22 protein-coding genes and 1 pseudogene are annotated in these 25,049 nt (G+C 67.6%); 16 read left to right on the top strand and 7 right to left on the bottom strand.

Features of this window, described 5'->3' with window-relative positions; all coding sequences use genetic code 11:
* Position 1: 1 nt before the first annotated feature.
* The gene (locus CBM2586_RS21295) at positions 2–1,351 is read right to left on the bottom strand and encodes an MFS transporter (protein WP_115689637.1); all 1,350 of its coding nucleotides are present in this window, start codon (positions 1,349–1,351) and stop codon (positions 2–4) included.
* A 430-nt stretch (positions 1,352–1,781) separates the two neighbouring features.
* On the opposite strand from CBM2586_RS21295, the gene CBM2586_RS21300 reads away from it, so the two are divergent.
* Both CBM2586_RS21300 and uraD read left to right on the top strand, forming a co-directional pair.
* Positions 1,782–2,726, top strand: coding sequence for a LysR family transcriptional regulator (locus tag CBM2586_RS21300; RefSeq protein ID WP_115665051.1), 945 nt, complete (start codon positions 1,782–1,784; stop codon positions 2,724–2,726).
* A 123-nt stretch (positions 2,727–2,849) separates the two neighbouring features.
* Positions 2,850–3,368, top strand: a complete 519-nt coding sequence (gene uraD, locus CBM2586_RS21305) for a 2-oxo-4-hydroxy-4-carboxy-5-ureidoimidazoline decarboxylase (protein WP_115665050.1) — start codon at positions 2,850–2,852, stop codon at positions 3,366–3,368.
* 3 nt (positions 3,369–3,371) lie between these two features.
* Here uraD and CBM2586_RS21310 read toward each other — a convergent pair whose 3' ends face one another.
* Entirely contained in the window at positions 3,372–4,037 is a 666-nt protein-coding gene (locus tag CBM2586_RS21310) for a hypothetical protein (RefSeq protein WP_115689639.1), read from the bottom strand.
* Entirely contained in the window at positions 4,034–5,440 is a 1,407-nt protein-coding gene (locus CBM2586_RS21315) for a selenium-binding protein SBP56-related protein (RefSeq protein WP_115665048.1), read from the bottom strand. The genes CBM2586_RS21310 and CBM2586_RS21315 overlap by 4 nt, the downstream gene beginning before the upstream one ends.
* A gap of 263 nt (positions 5,441–5,703) precedes the next feature.
* On the opposite strand from CBM2586_RS21315, the gene CBM2586_RS21320 reads away from it, so the two are divergent.
* Positions 5,704–6,108 carry a PaaI family thioesterase gene (locus CBM2586_RS21320; protein WP_115666456.1) on the top strand — a complete coding sequence of 135 codons (405 nt, stop codon included), beginning with the start codon at positions 5,704–5,706 and terminating at the stop codon, positions 6,106–6,108.
* A 10-nt stretch (positions 6,109–6,118) separates the two neighbouring features.
* On the opposite strand, the gene CBM2586_RS21325 is transcribed toward CBM2586_RS21320, so the two are convergent.
* Positions 6,119–7,117 (bottom strand): AraC family transcriptional regulator, encoded by a 999-nt coding sequence (locus CBM2586_RS21325; protein ID WP_115689641.1) that lies wholly within the window; start codon positions 7,115–7,117, stop codon positions 6,119–6,121.
* A 161-nt stretch (positions 7,118–7,278) separates the two neighbouring features.
* Between CBM2586_RS21325 and CBM2586_RS21330 the strand changes: the two genes are divergently transcribed.
* From CBM2586_RS21330 to CBM2586_RS21375, 10 genes are all read left to right on the top strand, one after another.
* The gene (locus CBM2586_RS21330; protein ID WP_115689643.1) at positions 7,279–8,259 is read left to right on the top strand and encodes a quinone oxidoreductase family protein; all 981 of its coding nucleotides are present in this window, start codon (positions 7,279–7,281) and stop codon (positions 8,257–8,259) included.
* 12 nt (positions 8,260–8,271) lie between these two features.
* On the top strand, positions 8,272–9,114 hold the full coding sequence (locus CBM2586_RS21335; protein ID WP_115689645.1) for a TauD/TfdA dioxygenase family protein: 843 nt from the start codon (positions 8,272–8,274) through the stop codon (positions 9,112–9,114).
* A gap of 52 nt (positions 9,115–9,166) precedes the next feature.
* A complete protein-coding gene (locus CBM2586_RS21340) occupies positions 9,167–10,225 on the top strand; it encodes a 3-keto-5-aminohexanoate cleavage protein (protein WP_115689647.1) in 1,059 nt (352 codons plus the stop codon).
* Positions 10,226–10,313: 88 nt separating this feature from the next.
* Positions 10,314–11,312, top strand: a complete 999-nt coding sequence (locus CBM2586_RS21345) for a Bug family tripartite tricarboxylate transporter substrate binding protein (protein ID WP_115665043.1) — start codon at positions 10,314–10,316, stop codon at positions 11,310–11,312.
* A 419-nt stretch (positions 11,313–11,731) separates the two neighbouring features.
* Positions 11,732–11,986, top strand: coding sequence for an RNA recognition motif domain-containing protein (locus tag CBM2586_RS21350; RefSeq protein ID WP_115689649.1), 255 nt, complete (start codon positions 11,732–11,734; stop codon positions 11,984–11,986).
* 173 nt (positions 11,987–12,159) lie between these two features.
* A complete protein-coding gene (locus tag CBM2586_RS21355) occupies positions 12,160–14,481 on the top strand; it encodes a DUF3141 domain-containing protein (RefSeq protein ID WP_115689651.1) in 2,322 nt (773 codons plus the stop codon).
* A gap of 54 nt (positions 14,482–14,535) precedes the next feature.
* Positions 14,536–15,474: a phosphate acetyltransferase gene (locus tag CBM2586_RS21360; protein ID WP_115665040.1), complete on the top strand. Its 939-nt coding sequence runs from the start codon at positions 14,536–14,538 to the stop codon at positions 15,472–15,474.
* Positions 15,475–15,478: 4 nt separating this feature from the next.
* The gene (locus tag CBM2586_RS21365; protein ID WP_115689653.1) at positions 15,479–16,669 is read left to right on the top strand and encodes an acetate/propionate family kinase; all 1,191 of its coding nucleotides are present in this window, start codon (positions 15,479–15,481) and stop codon (positions 16,667–16,669) included.
* Positions 16,670–16,715: 46 nt separating this feature from the next.
* Positions 16,716–17,498, top strand: a complete 783-nt coding sequence (gene fabI, locus CBM2586_RS21370) for an enoyl-ACP reductase FabI (protein ID WP_115665038.1) — start codon at positions 16,716–16,718, stop codon at positions 17,496–17,498.
* A gap of 101 nt (positions 17,499–17,599) precedes the next feature.
* Positions 17,600–17,905: a hypothetical protein gene (locus tag CBM2586_RS21375; RefSeq protein ID WP_145987429.1), complete on the top strand. Its 306-nt coding sequence runs from the start codon at positions 17,600–17,602 to the stop codon at positions 17,903–17,905.
* A 123-nt stretch (positions 17,906–18,028) separates the two neighbouring features.
* On the opposite strand, the gene CBM2586_RS21380 is transcribed toward CBM2586_RS21375, so the two are convergent.
* The gene (locus CBM2586_RS21380; protein ID WP_115665037.1) at positions 18,029–19,015 is read right to left on the bottom strand and encodes a LysR family transcriptional regulator; all 987 of its coding nucleotides are present in this window, start codon (positions 19,013–19,015) and stop codon (positions 18,029–18,031) included.
* Between the two features lie 172 nt (positions 19,016–19,187).
* Between CBM2586_RS21380 and CBM2586_RS21385 the strand changes: the two genes are divergently transcribed.
* Both CBM2586_RS21385 and CBM2586_RS21390 read left to right on the top strand, forming a co-directional pair.
* Positions 19,188–20,507, top strand: coding sequence for an MFS transporter (locus CBM2586_RS21385; protein WP_115689655.1), 1,320 nt, complete (start codon positions 19,188–19,190; stop codon positions 20,505–20,507).
* A 30-nt stretch (positions 20,508–20,537) separates the two neighbouring features.
* Complete coding sequence (locus tag CBM2586_RS21390; protein WP_115689657.1) at positions 20,538–22,034, top strand: M81 family metallopeptidase; 1,497 nt, start codon at positions 20,538–20,540, stop codon at positions 22,032–22,034.
* A gap of 27 nt (positions 22,035–22,061) precedes the next feature.
* On the opposite strand, the gene CBM2586_RS21395 is transcribed toward CBM2586_RS21390, so the two are convergent.
* Positions 22,062–22,679 carry a LysE family translocator gene (locus tag CBM2586_RS21395; RefSeq protein ID WP_115689659.1) on the bottom strand — a complete coding sequence of 206 codons (618 nt, stop codon included), beginning with the start codon at positions 22,677–22,679 and terminating at the stop codon, positions 22,062–22,064.
* A gap of 83 nt (positions 22,680–22,762) precedes the next feature.
* Positions 22,763–23,386 (bottom strand): FMN-binding negative transcriptional regulator, encoded by a 624-nt coding sequence (locus CBM2586_RS21400; RefSeq protein WP_115689661.1) that lies wholly within the window; start codon positions 23,384–23,386, stop codon positions 22,763–22,765.
* An 82-nt stretch (positions 23,387–23,468) separates the two neighbouring features.
* On the opposite strand from CBM2586_RS21400, the pseudogene CBM2586_RS21405 reads away from it, so the two are divergent.
* Positions 23,469–24,838, top strand: a pseudogene (locus tag CBM2586_RS21405) (PLP-dependent aminotransferase family protein).
* Positions 24,839–25,049 lie beyond the last annotated feature (211 nt).

Consider the following 25,049-nt stretch of genomic DNA (forward strand, 5'->3'; position numbering starts at 1 on the left):
CTCAGGCTCCTTGACGTGCCGGCTTGTCGCGCAGCTGGCGGATGCCCACCAGCACCAGCACCGCGGCCAGCACTTCGATCACCGCCACCAGGTACAGGCCGGAAGTGAGCTTGCCGGTGGTGTTCTTGACCAGCCCCATCACGTACGGCGCGCCGAAGCCGGCCAGGTTGGCGACCGAGTTGATCAGCGCCACGCCAACCGCGGCGGCGCTGCCGGCGAGGTAGCGGTTGGGCAGCTGCCAGAACACCGGGATCGCGCTCATGGTGCCGACCAGCGCGGCGGTCATGGCCAGCAGCGCGATCACCGGCGACAGCACCTGCGCGCCCAGCAGCACGGCCAGCACGGCCATGGCGCCGCCACCGATCAGCGCCGCGCCGCTGAAGTGCCAGCGCACTTCATTGCGGCGGTCGGAGTGCGCGCCGTTGAGGATCATGCCGGCGGCGCCGCACAGGTAGGCCACCGCGGCGATCCAGCCCACCGCCATCGGCGCGGTGAAGCCGACGTCCTTGATGATGGTCGGGATCCAGAAGGTCAGCGTCGAGTTGGCGCACAGCAGGCAGAAGAAGATCGCGATCAGCAGCCAGACCTTGGGGTTGGTGAAAAGCGTGCGCCAGTCGTGGCCGCGTTCGCCCATGGCGGCGTGGTCGCGCCTGAGCGCGTCCTGCACCACGCGCTTCTCGGCGTCGGACAGCCAGCGCGCCTGCTCGGGCTTGTCGGTCATGTAGAACCAGGCAAAGATGCCGGCCAGCACGGACGGGATGCCTTCCAGGATAAACAGCCACTGCCAGCCGTGCATGCCGCTGACGCCGGCCATGCCGGTCATGATCCAGCCGGCCAGCGGTCCGCCCAGCACGCCGGCGATGGCGGAGGCCGACATGAAGGTGCCAAAGGCGCGCGCGCGCCGCTGCGACGGGTACCAGTAGGTCAGGTACAGGATCACGCCGGGGTAGAAGCCGGCCTCGAACGCGCCCAGCAGGAAGCGCAGGATGTAGAACTGCGTGGGCGTGGTGACGAAGCTCTGCAGCATGCAGATCACGCCCCAGCAGATGGTGATGCGCATGATCGTCTTCTTGGCGCCGATCTTCTGCAGCAGCATGTTCGACGGCACTTCGAAGAAGAAGTAGCCCAGGAAGAAGATGCCCGCGCCGAGCCCGTACACGGCTTCGCTGAAGCGCAGCGCGTCCAGCATCTGCAGCTTGGCGAAGCCGATGTTGACGCGGTCCAGCCACGCCAGCACCCACAGCACCCCGAGGAAGGGCAGCAGGCGCCAGGTAACCTTGCGGTAGACGCTGTCCTCGGCGTCTTCGGCGGTGCCGGCGAAGGCCGGTACGCCTTGTTTCGTGATCGACATGATGTCTCCTGTCTTGTGGTGTTCTGCCAGGCCGGGCCTGGTGGCGGTGCACGCGGTCAGCCGCGGCTGACGCGCCGTGGCTGATGCGCCGTGGCTGCCGGATTGGGAGCAAGTATATGAATGGCCCGCCGATGCGAAACGAGGGGGCTGGTATAGGCCCCATAGCAGCGTCGATATGGGCCGCCATCCCTTGCCTGGCGCGGGTTTGCCGGCGTTTGCGGCGGCTTCCCGCGGACCTATGGATTACCCTGATCGGGCTGCTGCGGAGACGCCGCGCGCGCGGCGCGGCGGCGCCTGTGCGGGTTGCACCGGTTGCCGTGCGGTGCGCGACACGCTACAAAGTCGCCATGGCCCGGGGTGCCGGCGCCGTCGCGAGCGGCGGCGGCCGCACCTGCCGTGCTTTCCCTGCTCTCCCTGCCACGGACCCGACATGATTCGCGCCGACGACCCGTTCGATACCTACCTGCTGCGCGTGCTGTGCATCCTGATCGCCGAGCAGAGCGTGTCGCGCACGGCGATCCGCCTGAACCAGTCGCAGCCGGCCATCAGCGCAGCGCTCAAGCGCCTGCGCGCGATCTTCAACGACCCGCTGCTGACGCGCGAGAAGAACGTGATGGTGCCGACCGAGCGCGCGCTGCAGCTGGCGCGCAACGCCCAGGCCGCGCTCAGCGCGCTCGACAACCTGCTGGTCTCGGACGACCGCTTCGACCCGGCCACCACCGAGCAGAGCTTCGTGGTGGCGATGCCGGACTACCTGGCGCCGCCGTTCTTTGCGCATGTGGTGCGCGCGGTGCGCCGCGCCGCGCCGCATGCGCGGCTGTCGGCGCTGCCGCTGGGGACCAGCTTCGACTATGAGCAGGCGCTGTCGGCGGGCGCGGTCGATATCGTGATCGGCAACTGGCCCAATCCGCCCGAGCACCTGCACCTGTCGGTGCTGCTGGAAGACGAGGTGGTATGCGTGGTGGCGCAGGACAGCGTGCACGCGCAACCCGGCAAGTTCACCGCGCAGGCTTACCTGGGCGCATCGCATATCGTGCCGACGCCGTATTCGCGCGACCAGCGCGGCCTCGTCGACGCGGGCCTGAGCACCATGCGCGTGCACCGCGACAACCGCGTCAGCTGTCCTTACTTCAACCTCGCGCCCAGCCTGATCCCCGGTACCGACCTGATCCTGACCACCGCGCGCCATTTCGCCAACTACCATGCGCAGCATGTGCCGCTGGCGGTGCTGGAGCCGCCGATCGAGTTTCCCTTCATGCGCTTCTACCAGCTGTGGCACCCGTCGCGCCACCGCTCGGCCGCCCATGTCTGGCTGCGCGGCATGCTGAGCGCGGCCTCGCAGGAACTGCGCGACCTGCGCGACATGCATCGTTAGCGGTATCGGTTTCTGTTATGCGATCTATAGGGCGCGGGCTCTCGCCGCTGCGGCGGGGCGTTCCTATACTCGGCCCCGTATTCAACGATTGCCCTTGCGGGAATCCCTACGGGAGAAGCCTCCATGTCTCACCCCCTCGACCTGGCGTCGGTCAACGCCCTGGACGAAGCGGCCTTTGCCGAGGCCTTCGGCAGCGTGTTCGAACACTTTCCGCAGGCCGCGGCAGGCGCCTGGTCGCAGCGGCCGTTCGCCTCGGTGGCGGCGCTGCATGGCGCGATGATGGACGTGGTGCGCAAGCTCGATGCGCCGCGCCAGTGCGATTTCCTCAACCTGCACCCGCAGCTGTCGGCGCGCAATATCCGCGCGGGCACGATGACGGCGGATTCCAACGCCGAGCAGAAGAGCGCCGGACTGGATGCAATGTCGGTGCAGCAGGAGGCCGCGCTGGACCAGCTCAACGCCGATTACCAGGCGCGCCACGGCTTCCCCTTCATCATCTGCGTGCGCCACTACACCCGCGAAGGCATCTTTGCCGCGTTCGAGCGCCGCATCGGGCGGAGTACGCAGCAGGAACTGGACGAGGCACTGGCCCAGATCGCGGCGATCACGCGCGGGCGCCTGGCGGCGCGGCTGGCCGGCTGAGCGCTAGCCAAAGGCCTCAAGACCCAGCGCGAGCAGCCCCACCAGCATCAGGCTGAGGGCCCAGGCCGCCTCCAGGTTGAACCAGCTGCGCGAAACGAACTGCAGCCCCAGGTAGCGGTAGACCAGCCAGGCCATGCCGCCGCCCATGGCAAACATGGCCAGCGTATGCAGCAGCGCGACCGCCAGCGCCATGCCCAGGTTGGCACCGGCGAGCGTCGCGGCGGCCCGGTGCCCCGGCTCGCTGTCGGTGCGGCACAGGCCCAGATAGATCGGCACCAGCATCAGCCCGGCGCCATGCGCGATCGCCACCGCGAACGACCACAGTGCCAGGCGCGAGGGCGCGATGCGCACCAGTGCGCGCGGATGGCCGCGCCTGAGCAGCAGCGCGATGCCGCAGCCGATCAGCAGCACGCTGGCGCCGATGCGGATCTGCGCCTGCCATGCGACCAGCGCGGCCAGCATGCCGAACGGCAGCGTCACCGCCAGCACCGCCAGCGCGTGCCCGGCCGCCAGATACCCCAGCGCGGCAACCAGGGCGCGGCCGCTGTGCGCCAGCAGCCCGTTCGATACCGCCAGCGGCCATCCCATCGCAGGGTTGACGCCGTGATAGAGCCCGCTGGCCAGCACCGCCGACCACAGGCCAAGCTGTTCCCACGCGTGACCCGTCAAGCCCTGGCCGAGGGATAGCAAAACGAATCGGTCGAGCAGTCGCCGCCTTCCAGCCGGATCTGGTGCGCGCGGTAGCCTTCGGGAAACTCGACCCAGTAATCGTCGGCCAGCGTCAGGCCGCCGTCGGCTCCGGCGCGCGCCATGACCTGTGCGCCGGGAATGCCGTCGGGGTAGAACTGCCGGTCCCAGGTGGAATACAGCGAGTTGGTCCAGTACACGCGCTCGCCGTCGCGGCTGATCTCCACCATCTGCGGGCCGCCGGCGAAGGGCTTGCCGTTGGGATGCGGGGTGCGCCGGACAATGCCGCCGAGATGGACCGAACCGGCAAGGCGGGGCTTGCGCGGATCGGTGACGTCGTACTGGCGCATCTCGCCCGTGCCCCAGCACGACACGTAGAGGAACCTGTCGTCCAGCGACAGGTCGATATCGGTCACCAGCGGCGGCACCGCGCCGAAACCTTGCAGCAGTGGCGGCAACTGGCTGGCGTCGGCGGCTTCCGGCGGGATCGTCGCGGTCTTTTCGGCGTGGAACTTGCCGTCCTCGCGCCACCAGGTCCAGATCGAGCCCTCGAGGCTGGTGGTGTCGACCACCACGCCGACGAAGCCGTACTCGCGCACCGGATCATGCGCGGGCCGCACTTCGAGCGCCATCTGGTGCTGTGCGCCCAGGTCGATGGTCTGCACGTTGCGGCGCGCGCGCAGGTCCCAGAAATGCAGCTTGTGGCCGTAGCGGTTGCCAAGCAGGTCCTCGGGCACCAGCCCGTTCTCGAACTGCGGGGGCAGGGCCCATTCGCTCGACACCATGTAGTCGCGCGGCAGGTTCCACCAGAAGTCATAGTGCTTCTGCTGCTCGCCGCGGTCGATCTCCCAGCGGCCCAGCACTTCGAAGGTCTCGCAGTCCATGATGAAGATGCCGGGCGGGCCGTCGGTGCCATCCGGCCCGCTGCCGCCGAGCGTGCTGACATAAATGCCTTCCGGGCCGCAATGCACGGTATGCGGGCGCGAATAGCCGGTCTTGCGGAAGATCTCGTCGGGCTCGACGATCTTGTGGATGCGCGCCTGGGTCGGATGCGGCCTGGTGTCGACGATATACAGGCGCGACGAGCGCATTCCCGGGATGATCAGGTAGCGCCGCTCGAGGAAGGCATGCCCGGTCAGCGGCGACAGCGCGGACGAACACGCGTTCCAGCCGAAGTGATGGAGCTCGTCGCCCTCGTGCGTCATCGGCACGGTGTGCACCACCTGGCTGTAGGTCGGCGATCCGGGCTTGACGTCGATCACCGCGAGCGCGTCGGGCTGCGCGCCGTCGGGGCTGAGCAGCACGGTATAGGCAAAGGATTCCGCTGGCGCGCTGATCGCAAGCTCCGGCGAGGCGTGAAACGTCGGATCTGGCCGCATGTTCATGGTGAGCCCTCCCTGGTCCTGGCGGACCTCGCAACATCGCCGCTACGTCACTTGGCGCGGGGCCGAGTGCGCGGTAAGCCTACCTAGACTAGGTCGTTACCAATTCCGAGTCAAAGCCGCGCTTGCCTGTCGTTGCCGCGGTGCCGGCACGGATTCATGCAGGCGGAAGGTCCGGTTTGCGAAATACAGATTGTCGGAAACCCGCGGATCGCGCAGAAAGGAGGCTTGATCAAGCAAAGGAACTCCGGGCGATGGACGCGGCAATGGCAGAGAGCAAGGGCGAGGCTTACAGCCTCGACAATCCGGCACTGGAGAGCATCGGGGTCAGGATCACCCATTGGCGCGACGACTGCGTCGAGCTGGAACTGCCGCTCGCGTCCAGCATGCTCAACCGCAGCCGCGTCGTGCATGGTGGCACCATCTGCACCTTGCTGGATGCCGCCACCGGCTATGCCGGCCTCTACGCCGCGCCGGGCGCAAGCCCGCGGCACGCGGTCACGCTGTCGCTGACCTCGAACTTCCTCAGCAACGGGACCGGCAAGCTGCTGACGGCCAAAGGCATGGTCGACCGCCGCGGGCGTTCGATCTTCTTTTCGCGCGCCGAGGTGTGGCTCGATGGCGAACTGCTGGTGGCCACCGGCGTGGCCACGATGAAGTACCTGAAGTAGGCGGCCCGCCTCAGGCGCCGTCCTGGCGCCAGCGCGTCGGCGACTTGCCGAACTGCGCCGCGAACCAGCGCGAGAAGGCGCTCGGTTCCGAAAATCCCAGCAAGGTGGCGACCTGCGCCAGCGGCCGCCGCGGATCCTGCAGATGGCGCTGCGCCAGCTCGCGGCGCACTTCATTGACCAGTGCGGAGAACGTCAGGCCATCCTGTTCCAGCTGGCGCTGCAGGGTACGCGGGCTGGTGCCGAGGCTTTGCGCAACCTGCTCCACCGCACCGCGTCCGCGCGGCAGCAACTGGGTGAGGGTGCGCCGCACGTCCGCGGCGATGGATGGCTTGCCGGCCCCCGGCTGCAGGTCGAGGAAACCCCGCGCGTACCCGGCCAGGCTGGCATCGGCCAGGGGATTGACGCGGTCGAGGTCGCCGCGGGCAAGCACCAGTCCGTCGAAGTCCGAACCGAATTCGATGCGCGGGCCGAACAGGCGCCGGTGGATGCGCAGGTCGGCCGGCGCCGCATGCGCGAAATGCACGCTGTGCGGCCTCCACGACTCGCCCAGGATGGCGCGGATCAGGCTGTGCAATGCGGCCATGGTCAGTTCCACGGCCTGCCTGCCGGGCTGTTGGCGCCCGGTCTGCAGCGTCACGTGCAGCACCGCGACCGCGGGATGCTCGGTGACCAGGATCGAAATCGAGTCGCTGAGCCAGTGGCGGTAGTGCTCGATCTCGGCCAGCGCGTCGCGCAGCGTGGGCTGGTGCTGCAACAGCAGGCTGACCGGGCCGAAGTCCGACAGGCGCCACGATTCGCCCACCATCAGGCCAAGTGAATGGCAGCCGGTCTCGCGCGCGGAGGCCTCCAGCACTTCCGCCAGGCGCTGCTCGGGGATGCGCAGGTCGGGGGTGTACAGGCACGCCTGGTCCAGGCCTGCCCGGGCCACCATCCGCACCGGATCCAGGCCCGCGCCCCGGGCAATTCCCAGGTATTTGGTCAGCGATGCGCTGCGAACAAGGACGGTCATGGGGCTGCCGCGAGAGTGGGTGGGGGCGTCGGTCGTGTCCGTCGTCAAAGGGCAAGTCGTGGCGCGATCGGTCAAGGGCGCTGCGGCCCGGCTGTCTCACAATCGACTGCGCCGCGCCAATGATAGCGGCGCCGGCAGGACACCACAATCAGGAGACAGCCTTGGCCAAAGCCATACGCATGTACGAGACCGGAGGCCCCGAAGTCCTCCGCTACGAGGACGCCGAAGTCGGCGACCCGGGCCCGGGCGAGGTACGGATCCGCCACGTCGCGGTCGGACTCAACTATGCCGACACTTACTTCCGCAACGGCACCTATCCCGTGCCGCTGCCCAGCGGCATGGGCGTCGAGGCGGCCGGCGTGGTGCAGGCGGTCGGCACGGAAGTCAGCCACATCGCGGAGGGCGACCGCGTCACCTATACCGGCTTCACCAACACGCTGGGCGCCTACAGCACCGAGCGCCTGGTGCCCGCCGCGGCGCTGATCCGCCTGCCGGATGCGATCGGCTTCGACACCGCCGCGGCGATGACCATGCGCGGCCTGACCTCGGCCTACCTGATGCGCCGCATCTATCCGTTCAGCGGCGGCGAGACCATCCTGCTGCACGCGGCCGCCGGCGGAGTGGGGCTGATCGTGTCGCAATGGGCCAGGCTGCTCGGCCTGACCGTGATCGGCACGGTCTCGACCGAAGCCAAGGCCGAGCTGGCGCGCGCGCATGGCTGCGACCACATCATCGACTACAGCCGCGACGACGTGGCCACGCGGGTGCGCGAACTGACCGACGGCGCGGGCGTGTCGGTGGTGTTCGACAGCGTTGGCCGCAGCACCTTCCACGGCTCGCTGGATTCGCTCAGGCGGCGCGGCCTGATGGTCTGCGTCGGCACCGCCTCGGGCACGATCCCGCCGTTCGATCCGCAACTGCTGGCGCGGAAAGGCTCGCTCTACCTGACCCGTCCGGCGCTGGCCGACTACATTGCCGATCCCGCCGAAAAGGCGGAACTGGCCGCGGAAGTCTTCGGCCACGTTGCCGCGGGCCGGATCCGCATCGGTATCCACCAGCGCTACGCGCTGCAGGATGCGGTCCAGGCCCATCGCGACCTGGAGTCGCGCAAGACCACCGGCTCATCGGTTTTCGTGCTGTAAAGGAGTGTCTTCATGCGAGTCCAACAACTTACCTGCAGCATCGGCGCCGAACTGAGCGGCGTCAGCCTGGCCGATGCCGCGCGCGATGCGGCGCTGTTTGCCGAGATCAAGTCGCTGCTGCTCGAGCACAAGGTGCTGTTCCTGCGCGGCCAGGAGATCTCGCGCGCCGACCACGTGGCATTCGCGCGGCGCTTCGGCGAACTGGAAGACCATCCGGTCGCGGGCAGCGATCCCGACCATCCTGGCCTGGTGCAGATCTATCGCAGCGACAAGCGCGAGAACTACGAGAACAGCTACCACACCGACGGCAGCTGGCGCGAACGCCCGCCGATGGGCTGCGTGCTTCGCTGCATCGAGTCGCCGCCGGTCGGCGGCGACACCATCTGGGTCAACATGGCCGCGGCCTACGAGAACCTGCCGGAGGAAATCAAGCAGCGCATCGCCGGCCTGCGCGCCAAGCACGGCATCGAGCACTCCTTCGGCGCGGCGATGAGCCCGGAGAACCGCGCCAAACTCGCCGCGCAATACCCGGCGGTCGAGCACCCGGTGGTGCGCACGCATCCCGAGACCGGCGAGAAGGTGCTCTATGTCTGCGGCTTCTCCACCCACTTCGTCAATTTCCACACGCCCGAGAACGTCCGCTACGGCCAGGACAAGACCCCGGGCGCGAGCCACCTGCTGAACTACCTGATCAGCCAGGCGGCGATTCCCGAATACCAGGTGCGCTTCCGCTGGCAGCCCAACAGCGTCGCCATCTGGGACAACCGCTGCACCCAGCACTACGCGGTGCAGGACTACTGGCCGGCGCCGCGCAAGATGGAGCGCGCCGCCATCATCGGCGACAAGCCGTTCTGAGCCGCGCCAGCGCCGCAAGCCTGGCCAGCGCCACGATAAATGGAGACATGCCGTGAATTACCTCGATGGGTCCCTGTTCCCTGAAAACCAGCAGCCGCTGATCATCACCGCGGCCCCTTACGCGCCGGGCTGGCTGCCTTCCGATTTTCCGGAAGACATCCCGGTGAAGATGGAAGACCAGATCCAGAAGGCCGTTGACTGCTACAACGCGGGCGCGACGGTGCTGCACCTGCACGTGCGCGAACTCGACGGCAAGGGCTCGAAGCGCCTGTCCAAGTTCAACGAACTGATCGCCGGGGTGCGCAAGGCGGTGCCGGAGATGGTCATCCAAGTGGGCGGGTCGATCAGTTTCGCCCCGGAAAACGAGGGCGATGCAGCGAAGTGGCTGTCCGACGACACGCGCCACATGCTGGCCGAACTCGATCCGGTGCCGGACCAGGTCACCGTGACGGTGAACACCTCGCAGATGAACGTGACCGAGCATGCCGAACTGGCGGATTTCAAGGGCACCTCGCGCGAGAACCCCGCCATCTTCAACGCGTACAAGGAAATGACGGTGCCCGCGCAGCCCGGCTGGGTCGAGGAGCATATCCGCCGCCTGTCCGCCGCCGGCATCCAGAGCGCGTTCCAGTGCTACAACATCAATAGCTTCGAATCCGTCGAGCGGCTGATCCGGCGCGGTGTCTACAAAGGCCCGCTGGTGATGAACTGGGTCGCGATCAGCGGCGGCATGGATGCGCCGAGCGTGTTCAACCTGGCCAACATCGTCCGTGCGGTACCGGATGGCGCGGTGCTGACCGTCGAAAGCTCGGTGCGCAATGTGCTGCCGGTGAACATGATGGGCATTGCGCTGGGGCTGCATGTGCGCTGCGGGACCGAGGACTGCCTGTGGAACCAGTCACGCACCGCCAAGATGAGCACGGTGAGGCAGATCGAGCAGCTGGTGCGCATTGCCGGCGAATTCGGCCGCAAGGTGGCAACCGCCCAGGAAGCGCGCGAGATCCAGAAGATCGGCGTGTTCTATGACACGGCCGAAGAGACCCTGGCGGCCAACGGCTTCGCGCCGAACCGCAACGGCGGCAACCAGGGCTTCCTGCGCAAGGCAGCCTGACCCGGGCTGCCTGCCACTGGCAAGCGGCCCGCAGAACGGCGGGGGCGGCAGCTGGCTGCCCCGAGCCCTCGCATATTCGGAGACAACCATGAAGCAAGCACAAGCGTCGGTGCGCCGCAGGGCGCTGTTGTCATGCATGCTCGGCCTGGTGCTGCCGGCTGCGTTGCCCGCGGTCGCCCATGCCCAGGCGTGGCCGACCAAGGTCGTCAGGATCGTGGTCGGCGGCCCCGCCGGAGGCACCGCCGATATCCTCGCGCGCCTGCTGGCCGAGGGCCTGACGCAGTCGCTGGGCAAGCCGGTGATCGTCGAGCAGAAGCCCGGCGGCGCCGGCGCGATCGCGGTCAGCACGCTGCTGTCGGCACCGCACGACGGGCATACGCTGCTGCTGATCCAGGGCGGCATCGTTTCCGAGACGCCGCTGGCGCTCAAGGTCTCGTTCGATCCGTTCAAGGACCTGAAACCGATTGCGCAGGTGGCGCGCACCGGCCTGGTCCTGGTCGGCAACCCCAGGCTGCCGGCCAAGAACTTCAGCGAGCTGCTGGCCTACATCAAGAGCAAGCCGGGGCAGATCGACTATGCCTCGTACGCCGCCGGCATGCGCGGGCAGACCCTCGGGGTCCAGTTCAACCGGCTCGCGGGCGTCAACATGAGCCATGTCGGCTACAAGGGCTCGCCGCCGGCGTTGCAGGACGTGATGGGTGGCCACGTGCCGCTGATGTTCGACGGCCTGGCCACCTCGCTGCCGCTGATCAAGTCCGGCAAGCTCAGGGCCTATGCCGTGGCCTACCCGAAGCGCATTCCCGCGCTGCCGGAGGTGCCGACCTTCGCCGAGGTCGGCTTCCCGGCGATGACGGAGCCGGGCTGGATGGGCCTGTGGCTGCCGCCGGACGTGCCGGCGGCGGTGCAGGAGAAGATCCGCAACGCCACGCTGGCGATCGTGCAGCAGCCCGGCTACCGCAAGCACGTGGAAGAAATGGGCATGGACAGCGGCCAGCCGCTCGGCAGCGAGGCGCTGTCAAAGGAAGCGCGCGCGGCATATGAGCGGCAGGCGGAACTGCTGCGGTCGATCCGCTTCGTGCCGGAGTAGCCGGACGCAAGCCGCAAGCCGCCTTCGCCGGTGGTGTTGCGGCTTGCCGGGTTTGCGCCGGTCCCGCTCCAAGGACCGGGAAGGCGCCCATGGATGGCACAATGGTTCGTCAGGAAAGACTGCTACGCACCATCGTTGTGACAACCACGTGAAAGTCGCCACCACGACACCCTCGGTGCAAGTTCTCACTCCAAGTGACCGATCAGCCCCGTGCCGCAGGCTTGAAGATTTTCTTATCTCGGCCTAGGAAAGATTTCATGTCGGCCGCCCCGATGATTAACGCTAGAGTGTTCACTCCAGCTTAACCGCAAAGGACTCAGCGGCCCCGCAGACATCGGGTATCGCTTCGTTCTCCAATTCGAACACGCTGGCCGACAGTTTTCATTTTTCCATGATGTTCGTGCGCCTGGGGAGAGAGCATGTCGATCTTATTGCTTGCAAACATCGGGGCGGATACAACGGATGAGGAGGTCCGTGCCTTCCTGGTCAAGTATGGGCTGCCCGAGTTCAGCGCCATCGAGTATCTCGAAGGAGACGGCAGCAGGCCTACTGCCAGGCTGACCTTCGACTCGCTCGACAGCGACGCCCTGGACAAACTGAAAAGCCGTGTTCACGGCATGTACTGGAAAGGGCACCAGCTCAGTGCGCAAGTACTCAGGGAGCGCTTCAGCTGAACCGCCGGCAGCCCGTCTTCATCGGCAGCAGGCGCCGAGACACTTAAGGGACCCGGAGGCGGTGGTCCGACCGCCGGCGGCCCCCTGAGACTGCCATGTCGTGTCAGGGCCAGTATCGGAATTGGCCATTCTTGCCTACTTATCTACGACGATCGCTTTTAGCGGAGGGCCGCATGGATGCAGGACAGAAACTCGCTCACGCCCGTGAAGTCGGCGTGAAGACTGGCGTGGTGCTGCAAAAGCGCATCAAGAACGCGCAACAGGCGTTCAATGAACGTGCGCAGCAAGCCATGGGCGGCGACCAGGCCAAGCCGGCTGGCTGGATGGCCGCGGCGGATCCGGCGAGCGCGTATGCCTACGCAGTGGACAGCATGCAGCGCGCCATCCTGTTCTGGGACACGATCCGGCAGCGGGGCAACAACTTTGTAGAGAATGCCGTCCAGGGCCTCAAGCCGGTGCTGCATTTCGAGTACGAGACCGTGCTGGATGGCCGCAGCCTGGCCCGGCCCGTCAACTATGCGCTGCTCAAGATCAAGCCGCCAGCAGGCGTCACTATCGACAAGCGTCGTCGACCGTACGTCATCATCGATCCGCGTGCGGGGCACGGCCCCGGGATCGGCGGCTTCAAGGACGACTCGCAGGTGGGCGTGGCGCTGCGCGCGGGACACCCGGTCTATTTCGTCATCTTCTTCCGCGACCCGGAGCCGGGGCAAACGCTGCTGGACGTCTGTGAAGCGGAGCAGCAGTTCATCAAGACGGTGCGTGCGCTGCATCCTGACAGCCAGAAGCCTGCCATTATCGGCAACTGCCAGGGGGGCTGGGCCGCCATGATGCTCGCGGCATCGGATCCGGACGACACCGGGCCCATTGTCATCAACGGCGCACCGATGTCCTACTGGGGCGGTGCCTGGAGCGAGGGCGAAGGCGATAACCCGATGCGCTACTCGGGAGGCCTGCTCGGCGGCACCTGGCTGGCGTCGCTCACGGCCGATCTCGGCAACGGCAAGTTCGACGGCGCCTGGCTGGTCCAGAACTTCGAGAACCTGAATCCGGCCAACAGCTTATGGGACAAGTACTACAACCTGTACCGCAAGGCCGATACCGAGCCGCCACGCTTCCTGGAGTTCGAGCGCTGGTGGGGCGGCTATTACCTGATGAACCGCGAAGAAATCGAATGGATCACGCGCAACCTGTTCGTCGGCAACAAGCTCTGGAGCGGCGATGTCAAGGATGCCGGCGGCAAGGGCTTCGACCTGCGTGACATCAAGGCGCCCATTGTGTTGTTTGCCTCGATGGGCGACAACATCACGCCGCCGCAACAGGCATTCAACTGGGTGGTGGATGTCTATGGCAGCACCGAGGAAATCAAAGCCCGCGGGCAGGTCATCGTCGGCATGATGCACCAGAACATCGGCCACCTCGGCATCTTCGTTTCCGGCAAGGTCGCGCAGAAGGAGCACGCGCAGATCGTTTCGGTGCTGCAGAGCATCGAGCTGTTGCCGCCGGGTCTTTACGGCATGATCATCCATGAGCGCAAGTCGGGCGCTGGCGTCGAGTACGAGGTCGAGTTCAGCGAGCACTCGCTCGAAGAGATCGCGCGCCGGCTCAACCGCTTTGAGCGCGCCGACGAGAAGCCTTTCGAAGCGGTTGCCGCCATCTCCGAATTCACCCAGCGCGCCTACGAACTGTTCGCCCAGCCGTACGTGCAGGCCATGTCCAACGAAACGACGGCGCGCATGCTGCGCGAGTTCCATCCGCTGCGGATGCAGAACTGGGCATTCTCCGACCTGAATCCTTGGATGACGTGGCTGGGTGCGGCCGCCAATGCGGTCAGGTCTAACCGGCAGGCACTGGAAGACGACCATCCGCTGCGCCAGCAAGAGCAAGCCGGTGCGGAAATGCTCAGCGCCGGCCTCGACGCCTACCGTGCCGTGCGCGACGCGATGACGGAAGCTACCTTCTTCAACGTCTACGCGAACATGCTGTCGTTCTTGCCGCAGGACAAGACCGCGCATGCCGGTCGGCCGGCAGTTACCGAGCCGCGCGAGCTGCCGGAAGTCAAGGCAGCGCTGGAGTCGATCCGGGAGGGCGGCTACACCGAAGCGATCGCCCGGATGGCCTGCCTGCTCGAGCGTCAGGGCGAGCCGTTGCCGCTGTCCAGACTCGAGCTGCGCAAGGAGTTGGTGACGGACTACGCCGAACTGCTGCCGGAACTGCAGCCGGCAGACTGGCGCCAGATTCGGGGCCAGCAGGAGCTCATCACGCTGTATGCGCCGGAACAGGCAATCGAGACGTTGCCGGCGCTGCTGCATGAACAGGCCGATCGCGACCGCCTGCAGACACTGGCCGAGAAGCTCAAGGCCGACGAGCGGCTGCTTGGCCGCGCGCCTACGGCCGAGCAGGCCGCGATGCTGCAGCGTATCCGGGCCGTCCTGTCGGGCAAGCCTGACCGGCCGCGCCGTGGCGCGGTGCCGCTGGCGCGACGCGCGTCCTAGCGCCACATCCTTCGCTGGAACCCGAAGCAACCGGCTAAAGCAGGAGAAAATTCCGTGAATGCCATGCACGAGAAGTATCAGCGCCTGATCAACTACTGCAAGGCCCTGCCGCCCACGCCCACTGCAGTCGTCCATCCGTGCGACCAGAGTTCGCTGGAGGGGGCCGCAGAGGCAGCCAGGCTGGGCCTGATTGCGCCGCTGCTGGTCGGGCCCAGCGGTCGTATCCAGGAAGCCGCCCGGACCAATGGCATTGACATCAGCCAGTTCCCAATCGTCGACGCCGAGCATAGCCATGCCGCTTCCGCCGCCGCCGTGCAACTGGTCCGCGAAGGCAAGGCCGAGGCGTTGATGAAGGGCAGCCTGCACACCGATGAACTCATGGGGGCGGTGGTCAGAGGGGACAGTGGCTTGCGCACGGCCCGGCGGATCAGCCATTGCTTCGTGATGGATGTTCCCGGCCACGAGGACGCGCTCATCATTACCGATGCCGCGGTCAACATCGCTCCCACGCTGGAAGAGAAGGCGGATATCCTCCAGAATGCCATTGACCTGGCGCACGCACTCCAGGTCAAGGACGTGCGGGTTGCCATCCTGTCGGCCATGGAGACGGTCAATCCGAAGGTGCCGTCCACCATCGAGGCCGCGGCGCTCTGCAAGATGGTCGACCGGCACCAGATCACCGGCGCGGTGGTCGATGGCCCGCTTGCGCTCGACAACGCCATCAACCTCGATGCCGCACGCGTCAAGAAGATCGACTCGCCCGTCGCCGGGCGGGCCAACGTGCTGCTGGTGCCAGACCTCGATGCCGGCAATATGCTGGCCAAGAGCCTGACGTTCCTGGCGGGCGCCGACGCTGCCGGCATCGTGCTGGGCGCGCGCGTGCCGATCATCCTGACCAGTCGCGCCGATGCTGTCATGACGCGCCTGGCGTCATGCGCAGTGGCGGCGCTGGTGGCCAAGGCGCGCCGGGAATCCGGCCAGATCCGGGGGTGAAGACATGGCAGACGTAATCCTTGTCCTGAACGCCGGTTCTTCTAGCCTGAAGTATCGCGCCTACGATGCCAGGGGAGATGAACTCGGGCTGATCCTGCGCGGGAGTATCGATGGGCTCTATACGTCCCCGAGCTTTCGCGCATCGGATGCGTCGGGCAACCAGGTGGAAACCCGGCACTGGGGCGAAGGGACCCAGCTTGGACATGGCGGTGCCGTGGCCTTTCTGGCGGACTTTCTGATGAGCCACGGTGAAGGCCATACCCTGGTGGGCGTTGGCCATCGCGTGGTGCATGGCGGCGTAAGCTTTTCCCGGCCGGAGCGTGTCACCGAACCACTGCTGGCGGAACTGGATGCCCTGTGCCCGCTGGCGCCATTGCATCAGCCGCACAACCTCAAGCCAATCCGGATTCTCGCCGAACGGCGGCCGGAGCTGCCGCAGGTTGCCTGCTTCGACACCGCCTTCCACCGGGCGCAGCCTGAAATCGCTCAAGCCTTCGCGCTACCGGCGTCGATGACGGAACGCGGCATCCGACGCTATGGCTTCCACGGGCTTTCCTACGAGTACATTGCCAGCGTCATGCCCGGGATCGACGCCGGCGCGGCGGCCGGCCGCACCGTGGTGGCGCACCTTGGCAACGGCAGCAGCATGTGCGCACTGGTGGCAGGGCGCAGCGTGGCCAGCACCATGGGCTTCACCGCGGTCGACGGATTGCCGATGGGGACACGCTGCGGCAGCCTCGATCCGGGAGTGATCCTGTACCTCATCAGCCAGCTTGGCATGAGTGCGGACGACATCGAGGACCTGATCTATCGCCAGTCGGGCCTGCTCGGCGTCTCCGGCATCTCGAGCGACATGCGTGCGTTGCTGGCCAGCGACGATCCGCGTGCGCGCCTTGCCGTTGAGCTCTTCACCTATCGGATCGGGCGCGAGCTTGGCTCGCTGGCCGCGGCCGCGCAGGGACTCGACGCGCTGGTCTTCACCGGCGGGATCGGCGAGCACGCTGCCCTGATCCGGGAGCGGGTGTGCCAGCAGGCAGCGTGGCTGGGTATCGATGTCGATACGCAGGCAAATGGCAGCGGTGCGCGGCGCATCAGCACGCCATCGAGCCGGGTCGCGGTATGGGTGATCCCGACGGACGAGGAGCTGATGATTGCGCGGCACACCAGGGCATTGATCGGCACGGGGGCAGAATGAGCACCGCTTGTGCCGCACCTGAATTCACTTTGCGGGGAGAAGTCAGATGACCGTCGAGATCAGGCAACCGATCCTGGCCAACGTCAAGGCGCTGGTATGCGGGATCGCGAATGAGCATTCCATCGCTTACGGTTGCGCCAAGGCGTTTCATGAGCTTGGCGCCGAAGTCGCCATTACCTATGCCCAGGAGAAGACCCGGCAATATGTGGAGCCGGTGGCGCGGGAGCTGGAGGCGCCCATTTTCCTGCCGCTCGATGTTTCGAGCGAGGCCGAGATGGCGGCGCTGTTCCGGCAGATCGAGGACACGTGGGGAAAGCTCGATATTCTGCTGCACTCGGTGGCGTGGGCGCCGAAGGACGACTTGCAGGGAGGGCTGCTGAACTGTTCCGCGCAAGGCTTCGCCAAGGCCATGGACATCTCCTGCCATTCCTTCGTCCGCATGGCCCGCCTTGCTGCCCCGCTGATGCGCGACGGTGGAACCATGTTCACGATGAGCTATTACGGTGCCAACAAGGTCGTGCCGAACTATAACGTCATGGGGCCGGTGAAGGCGGCACTGGAAGCGGTGGCGCGCTACCTGGCTTACGAACTGGGGCCGCAAGGAATTCGCGTGCACGCGATCTCGCCCGGTCCGCTCAAGACGCGGGCGGCATCAGGACTGAAGGACTTCGACCTGATGCTCGCGGATGCCGCCCAGCGGGCACCGCTGGGCGAGCTGGTCGACATCATGGATGTCGGATATACCTGCGCTTTCCTTGCCACTCCCTATGCCCGCCGATTGTCAGGCGAGACCCTTTACGTCGATGGTGGCGTCAACATAATGGGGTAGGTTGCGCGGCGGGCTGGAGTAGCCAGGCCAGGACTTCGGGAGCCACCATGACAAGTATGCGGACAGTGATGCTGGTTATGACTGTATATGCTGCGCTGGGCATGAATTCCATTGCCCACGCGCAGCGTCAGGACGGTGCGGCTGCGGCAGCCGATGCCGTCAGCGACGCCGTGCAGGAAGGACATAGCCCTTATCATCCGGCACGCGCCCCGGCAGCATCCGGCAATATCAATTCGGCGGAGTGCCAGGAATTGCTGGAGCAATTCAACTCGACCTCGCCCCGCGCGTACCAGCCCGCTTCCGGACGACCGATTACAACGAGCCAGGGGCGAAGCCTGCCTGGCCTGGAAAGGGATCGCGCACGGGACGATCTTATCGATACGTTCAGGGCGAAGTGCACGCATTAGCGTACTGCGCGACCTGCCCGGAAGCCGTCGGTCGCACCTGCCGGCTCGTGGCCGGATGTAGTCGCGATCGAGACGGCGGCACGCCCTGTCACGCAGGGGCAAACGCTCCCATGCACGTGCCCTTTATGCGCGGGTTGCTTTGGTTGCGATCGCCACGGGGGCGGAGCGGGCAGCGGGCCGTTGCTTCCTGCGCCGGCGCGCGCCGGAGAACATCGACATGTCGCGCAGGATACAGTCCAGCAGCGTATTGGCCGCCACGCCCATCGGCCGGCCTGCCTTGACCAGCAGGCGCGCCTTGGCGGCTTCGAACAGCGGATGGGCGATCGGCAACGTCACCAGTTCGCCGGCCTGCAGTTCCCGGTAGGCCGCGAAGCCGCCGATCAGCGTGATGCCGTCATGGCGCTTCACGAAGTGGCGCAGCACTGCCAGGGAATTGGTGGTCAGCGTCGGGCGGATCTGGATGTTCTCCGCGTAGGCCAGCATCTGCACCACCTGTCCCAGCCCGAATGCCGGCGGCATCATCGCCAGCGGATAGTCGGCCAGTTCCTGCACGCCGACCTTGCCGCCGCGGCGGGCCAGCGGATGCCCGGCATGCACCAGCAGCACCACCGGCTGCGATGACGTCGCCACCCAGGCGATGTCCGCATGGCCCGGCGGGTTGTAGGCCAGGCCGATATGGGCGCGGCTTTCGGCCACCTCCTGCAGCACGTTGTTGACCGGCAGGATGTCGACGGTCACGTCCAGCCGCGGATAGCGCGCGCAGAAGTCGGTCAGCACTTCATCCATCAGGCCGTCGACATAGCCCTCGCTGGTGGCGATGCGCACCTGGCCGTGCTGCAACCCGCGCAAGGCCTGCAGGCGGTCTTCGAACAGTTCCTGCTGGGCGCGGCAGCCGCGCCAGTATTCCAGCAGGTGCAGCGCCGCCTCGGTCGGCTGCACGCCGCGCGCATGGCGGTCGAACAGCGGCGCGCCGACCTCTTCTTCAAGCAGGCGGATCTGGCGCGTGATCACCGACGGCGAGGTGTTGATGCTGTCGGCGGCGCCGCGGATCGAGCCGTGGGTCAGTACCTCGTGAAAGTAACGCAGCCTGCGCTGGTTCAGTTCCCGCATGTCGTATCTCGCTGTCTGGCGTGGGGGGCGCCGGCGTGTCGTGGTGTTGCCGGCAGGGCAACGATAGCCGACTTAAGTTGCTCTTGCTCTGTTTTTTCAAATACCAGACGATCGACGCCTGCCACCGACAGACATCGCATCCACCAGAGCCGAGCACCGGAAAGAGATCGACATGTCCACATCCCTGCCCCCAAGCACCCCGACGGAAAGCGGCAGCGCCGCGCAGCAGGCGCTGTACCGCAAGTTGAACTGGCGCCTGCTGCCGTTCCTGCTGCTGTGCTACACCTTTGCCTACCTGGATCGCGTCAACATCGGCTTCGCCAAGCTGCAGATGCAGAGCGACCTGGGCTTATCCGATGCGGTGTACGGTCTCGGCGCCGGCATCTTCTTCCTTGGCTATGTGCTGTTCGAGATCCCGAGCAACCTGCTGCTGCCCCGGATCGGCGCGCGCAAGACCATCAGCCGCATCCTGGTGCTGTGGGGCCTGACCTCGGCGGGCATGATGTTCGTGCGCGACGAAACCACGTTCTACGTGCTGCGCTTCCTGCTCGGCGTATTCGAGGCCGGTTTTGCGCCCGGGATGATCTTCTACCTGACCTACTGGTACGGGCAGCGGTGCATGGCCCGCGTGATGGCGGTGGTGATGCTGGCCGGGCCCATCGGCGGCATTTTTGGCTCGCCGCTTTCGACCTGGCTGATGACCGCGCTGTCCGGTGCGCACGGCCTGGCAGGGTGGCAATGGATGTTCCTGGTCGAAGGGCTGCCGTGCGTGCTGCTTGGTGCGCTGGCGCTGCGCGTGCTGGCCGACCGGCCGGCCGAGGCGAGCTGGCTCAGCGACGCGGAGAAGCGCATGCTGGCCGCCGAACTGCAGGCACCGGCGGGCGCGCACCACTCGTTCGGCCAGGTCGCGCGCGATCCGCGCGTGTACCTGCTGGCTTTTGCCTACTTCACCATGATCTGCGGCATCTACGCGGTTAGCTTCTGGCTGCCGTCTATCCTGAAGGCGGATGGCGTCACCGACACCATGCAGATCGGGCTGTATTCGATGATTCCCTCTATTGCCGCGGCGATTGCCATGCTTGTGATCGGCCGCAGCTCGGACCGCCTTGGCGAGCGCCGCTGGCATAGCGCGGTGCCCGCCTTTGCCGGCGCGGTGGCGCTGGCCGTGGCCACGCAGTCCAGCGGCAACCTGCCGGTGTCGCTGCTGTGCATGACCATCGCCACGGCGATGATGTGGGCCGCCTACACCGTGTTCTGGGCGATCCCCTCGCAATACCTGGAGGGCGATGCCGCGGCGGGCGGCATCGCGCTGATCAACACCATCGGCCTGATCGGCGGCTTCCTCAGTCCGACCATCATCGGCACCGTGCGCACCGCCACCGGCAGCATGCAGGCCGGCCTGCTGGTGATGGTGGCGCTGCTGCTGGCCGGCGCGGCGGTGCTGGTGGCCAACCGGATGCCGGCGCCGCAGGGCGCGGTGTCGCCGGCCTGACGCCGGACCCTTGATTCACGGAGAAGAACCTTGGCAACACGGATCCTGGTCGCCGGCTTCCAGCACGAGACCAACACCTTTGCGCCGTCAAAGGCGACTTACGCCAGCTTCGAGCGCGGCGAGGGCTTTCCCGCGATGGTGCGTGGCGACGGCATGCGCGCGCTGCGCGACGTCAACATCCCGGCCGGCGGCTTCATGGCAGCCGGCGAGCGGTACGGCTGGACGCTGCTGCCGGTGATCTGGGCCGGCGCCAGCCCGTCGGCCCACGTGACCGAGGACGCGTACGAGCGCATCGCCGGCGAGATCGTCGGCGCCGCGCGCGCGGGCGGCTTCGACGCGGTCTATCTCGACCTGCACGGCGCCATGGTGGCCGAGCACACCGATGACGGCGAGGGCACGCTGCTGGCGCGCATCCGCGCGACGGTCGGCCCCGGCGTGCCGGTGGTGGCTTCGCTCGACCTGCACGCCAACGTCACGCAGGCCATGCTGCAGGCAGCCGATGCGCTGGTGGCCTACCGCACCTATCCGCACGTGGACATGGCCGAGACCGGCGCGCGCGCCGCCGCCTTGCTGCAGCGCCTGCTGGCGGGCCAGCGGCCGCTGCGGCGCGCGGTGCGCCGCTTGCCGTTCCTGATTCCGATCAACGGCATGTGCACGATGCTGGAGCCGGGGCGCGCCATGTATGCGCTGCTGCAGCAGCGCGAACGCGGCGCCGTGGTGTCGCTGTCGTTTGCCCCGGGCTTTCCGGCCGCCGATTTTCCGGAGTGCGGTCCGGTGATCTGGGGCTATGGCGAGGACGCCGCTTCGGCCGAAGCGGCGGTGCAGGCGCTGTACGACCGCATGCTGGCCGACGAGCCGGCCTGGGAGGTGCCGTTCCTCGCGCCCGACCAAGCCGTGCTCGAAGCCATGCGCCTGGCCGAGGGCGCGACGCGCCCGGTGGTCATCGCCGACACCCAGGACAACCCCGGCGCGGGCGGCGATTCGAACACCATGGGCATGCTGCGCGCGCTGCTGCGCCATGGCGCGCGGCAGGCAGCGATCGGCCTGATCTGGGACCCGGCCGTGGTGGCCGAGGCGCACCGCGCCGGCGTGGGCGCGACCATCGAGGTCGCACTCGGCGGCGTATCCGGGGTGCCCGGCGATGCGCCGCTGCAAGGCCGCTTCGAGGTGCTGAAGCTGTCCGATGGCGTATGCCGCTACGGCGGGCCGATGATGCACGGCATGCTGGCCGATATCGGGCCTGTGGCATTGTTGCGCATCGACGATGTCCAGGTCGTCGTCAGTGCCGGCAAGGCGCAGATGCTGGACCGCAACCTGTTCCGCGTGGGCGGGGTCGAGCCCGAGGCGATGAAGATCCTGGTCAACAAGAGCTCGGTGCACTTCCGCGCCGATTTCCAGGGCATCGCCCACGCGGTGCTGGTGGCCAAGGCGCCGGGCCCGATGACGGCGGATCCGGCGGACCTGCCCTGGACCCGGCTGGCCCCGGGCCTCCGGCTCAAGCCGATGGGACGGCCTTTCCAGGGCTGATGCCGGCCGGCAGGCAAGCGGGGCCCGTCACGCCTCGCGCCGCGCCAGCGCCAGGAACGCGCCCAGGCCCACCATGGTGGCGCCGGAAGCCTGGGTCATCAGCCGTGCGCGTGCCGCGCGCGCGGCGCCCGAGCTGAGCAGGCGGTGCGCGGCAAATACCACCACCACGTCCACCAGCGTGTTGAGCGCGACGCAGATGCCGGCCAGCAGCACCAGTTGCGACACCGCCGCCGCGCCCGGCGCGACGAACTGCGGCAGGAACGCCAGGAAGAACAGCGCGGTCTTGACGTTCAGCACCTCGACCATCACGCCATCGAGCAGCGCGCGGCGCGCGCCTCGCGACGGCACCGACGCGACCGTGGCGGGCGGCTCCTTGCGCCGCAGCAGCCGGATGCCCAGGTACACCAGGTACGCCGCGCCGAGGTACTTGAGCAGGCTGAACGCCAGCGCCGACCGTGCGATGAGCAGCGACAGGCCTGCCGCGGCCGCGAACACATGGAGCAGCCCGCCAATGCCGGTACCGAGGCATGAAGCCAGGCCTTCCGCCCGCCCGCCGGCCACGGTCCGCGCGACGACATAGGCGATGGCCGGGCCGGGGGTGATGGCGAGCACGACGGCGGCGATCAGGAAGGGAATCAGCGACATGGTTCGGGGTTCCTTGCTGGTGAGGGGGCGCGTGGTGCGGCGCGCTCGGGCGTGCCGGGCTCAGCGCATGCGGGGACGCCGGCTCAGACCGCGTCGCGCATCGACTGCGCCAGCTCCGCGCGGCCGCGCGCCTGCAGCGTGTCCGCCGCGCCCAGACGGTCGCGCGTGTCCTTGTTCTGGCTGAGCTTGCGCTTGCCCACCAGCGACGTGACGGCGATCTCGATGCCGACGATGCTGCGCAGCATGGCGTCGAGGTAGTCGGGCGGGGCGTCGCCCATCTTCCACGGGCGGGGTTCGGCGGCCTCGTGCCGCCGCGTCAGGCGGGCGACCAGGCCGCGCACGAAGCGCTCGTCGTCGCGCACGGTGAGGATGCCGTGGGCGTGCACCACTTCATAGTTCCAGGTCGGCACCTGGCGCTGCGTCTCGTGCTTGCTCGGATACCAGTTCGGCGAGATATAGGCCTCGGGGCCGCGGAACACCACCATTACCGGCGTGCCGGTCGGGCACCGCTGCCAGACCGGGTTGGCCCGCGCTACGTGCGCGGTGAGCACGCCGTGGGCACCGGCGCCGGGGTCGAATTCGAACGGGAGATGGTCGGCATCCAGGCCGTGCTGGCCGTGCGTGACCAGCATGCCCAGCGGATGCGCATGGATGATGCGGGCAAGCGCGTCGGGGTGGGGCTCGGCGAAATGGTCGGGGAGGTACATCGTGGGGGCCTGGTGCGATCGGATGGTCGATACTGTCGCCGACAACTGGCACAATCGGAAGGACCAGTTTAAAGGAATTTGAATGGGCCAGTCAGACCAGCCCGCGGGCAGGCGTGCCGGCGCCACCGGCGCGGGACGCCGCATCTACGACCTGCTGCGCGCCCAGATCGCCGACGGCACGCTGGCGCCGGGCGCGCCGGCGCCATCCACGCGCGGCCTGGCGGCCGAGCTGGGGGTATCGCGCACCACCGTGACCGCGGCCTACGAACAGCTGGCGGCGGAGGGTTTCCTGGTCACGGCGAGAGGGCGGGCGGCGCGCATTGCAGCCGCTGCGAGCCGGTCCGCATCGATTTCCTGTACGGCGCGGTGGCCTGGCGCGACTTCCCGGCGCTGGCCTGGCGGCGTGCCTGGCAGGCCGAGCTGCTGCGCCAGCACGACAGCCTGTCCTACGCCGCGCCCGCAGGCGAGGCATCGCTGCGGCGCGCGCTGCAGGGCTATCTGCGCCGCGCGCGCGGGCTGGCCTGCGACGCCGGGCAGATCGTGGTGGTGCATGGCTCGCAGCAGGCCATCGACCTGTGCGCGCGGCTGTTGCTGGACGACGGCGATGGCTTTGGCTTTGAAGACCCCGGCTACCTGATGGCCAGGCGCTGCTTCGAGGCCACCGGCGCCAGCTGCCTGGCGGTCCCGGTGGACGGGCATGGCATGGATACCGCCAGCCTGCCCGCGGATGGCCGGGTCCGGCTAGCCTATGTGACGCCGTCGCACCAGTTCCCGCTCGGTGGGGTGCTGCCGATCGGGCGCCGGCAGGCCTTGCTGCAATGGGCGCGGCGCCATGACGCGTGGATCGTCGAGGACGACTACGACGGCGAATTCCGCTACGGCCAGCGCCCGATCGACACCCTGCGCGCGATCGACACCGACGGCCGCGTGATCTACGTCGGCACCTTCTCCAAGGCGCTGTCGCCGCAGCTGCGGCTAGGCTACCTGGTGCTGCCGGCGGAACTGGTGCCGGTGTTCCAGCAGGCCAAGCGGCTGGCCGACCGCCATGCGCCCGTGCTGGAGCAGCGCGTGCTGGCCGCGCTGATCGACAGCGGCGCCTACGAGCGCCATGTGCGCCGCATGCGCCGCGAGAACGAGCGCCGCCGCGCGGCGCTGCTCGATGGCATTGCGCGCCACCTGCCCGGCGATGCCGAGGTCAGCGGCACGGCCGCCGGACTGCACGTGGTGCTGTGGCTGCCGTCGCTGCGGCCGCGCGACGAGCCGGCGCTGGTGGCCGCCGCGCGCGGCGCCGGCCTGGGCGTGTACCCGGTCTCGGCGCTGTATGCCCGGCCGCATGGGTCTGGCCGGCGCCGGGCCGCCGGCCTGGTGCTGGGCTACGCCAGCCTGACCACCGCGCAGATAGAGCAGGGCGTGCGGGTGCTGGGCACGGTGGTCGCGGCGCTGGCGGCGTGAACGGTCCGGCTGGTCCGGCCCCGCAATGCGGGGCATTTCTGCCAATGAGATTGAACAGAACGGCAATTGGCCCGCCTGGCGCAACGCTCTAACGTCTGTCGAAAACGACCGCGGCCGGCACACCGGGCGGCGACACCAGAACGACAACCAGGAGACAGGGCATGGCTATCGCGAAGCGTGGAATGGGGGGGCGTTTGCTATCGGTCGTGGC

Origin of the sequence: Cupriavidus taiwanensis (assembly GCF_900250115.1) — a bacterium.
Taxonomy (GTDB): Bacteria; Pseudomonadota; Gammaproteobacteria; order Burkholderiales; family Burkholderiaceae; genus Cupriavidus; species Cupriavidus taiwanensis_B.

Bases quoted from the DNA above. Each gene is read 5' to 3' on its own strand.
- CBM2586_RS21375 (WP_145987429.1), top strand. From the start codon at position 17,600: ATGAATTCCATTGCCCACGCGCAGCGTCAGGACGGTGCGGCTGCGGCA.
- uraD (WP_115665050.1), top strand. From the start codon at position 2,850: ATGTCTCACCCCCTCGACCTGGCGTCGGTCAACGCCCTGGACGAAGCG.
- CBM2586_RS21300 (WP_115665051.1), top strand. From the start codon at position 1,782: ATGATTCGCGCCGACGACCCGTTCGATACCTACCTGCTGCGCGTGCTG.
- CBM2586_RS21350 (WP_115689649.1), top strand. From the start codon at position 11,732: ATGTCGATCTTATTGCTTGCAAACATCGGGGCGGATACAACGGATGAG.
- CBM2586_RS21325 (WP_115689641.1), bottom strand. From the start codon at position 7,117: ATGACCGTCCTTGTTCGCAGCGCATCGCTGACCAAATACCTGGGAATT.
- CBM2586_RS21400 (WP_115689661.1), bottom strand. From the start codon at position 23,386: ATGTACCTCCCCGACCATTTCGCCGAGCCCCACCCCGACGCGCTTGCC.
- CBM2586_RS21335 (WP_115689645.1), top strand. From the start codon at position 8,272: ATGCGAGTCCAACAACTTACCTGCAGCATCGGCGCCGAACTGAGCGGC.
- CBM2586_RS21365 (WP_115689653.1), top strand. From the start codon at position 15,479: ATGGCAGACGTAATCCTTGTCCTGAACGCCGGTTCTTCTAGCCTGAAG.
- CBM2586_RS21315 (WP_115665048.1), bottom strand. From the start codon at position 5,440: ATGAACATGCGGCCAGATCCGACGTTTCACGCCTCGCCGGAGCTTGCG.
- CBM2586_RS21320 (WP_115666456.1), top strand. From the start codon at position 5,704: ATGGCAGAGAGCAAGGGCGAGGCTTACAGCCTCGACAATCCGGCACTG.
- CBM2586_RS21295 (WP_115689637.1), bottom strand. From the start codon at position 1,351: ATGTCGATCACGAAACAAGGCGTACCGGCCTTCGCCGGCACCGCCGAA.
- CBM2586_RS21380 (WP_115665037.1), bottom strand. From the start codon at position 19,015: ATGCGGGAACTGAACCAGCGCAGGCTGCGTTACTTTCACGAGGTACTG.
- CBM2586_RS21355 (WP_115689651.1), top strand. From the start codon at position 12,160: ATGGATGCAGGACAGAAACTCGCTCACGCCCGTGAAGTCGGCGTGAAG.
- CBM2586_RS21395 (WP_115689659.1), bottom strand. From the start codon at position 22,679: ATGTCGCTGATTCCCTTCCTGATCGCCGCCGTCGTGCTCGCCATCACC.
- fabI (WP_115665038.1), top strand. From the start codon at position 16,716: ATGACCGTCGAGATCAGGCAACCGATCCTGGCCAACGTCAAGGCGCTG.
- CBM2586_RS21345 (WP_115665043.1), top strand. From the start codon at position 10,314: ATGAAGCAAGCACAAGCGTCGGTGCGCCGCAGGGCGCTGTTGTCATGC.
- CBM2586_RS21385 (WP_115689655.1), top strand. From the start codon at position 19,188: ATGTCCACATCCCTGCCCCCAAGCACCCCGACGGAAAGCGGCAGCGCC.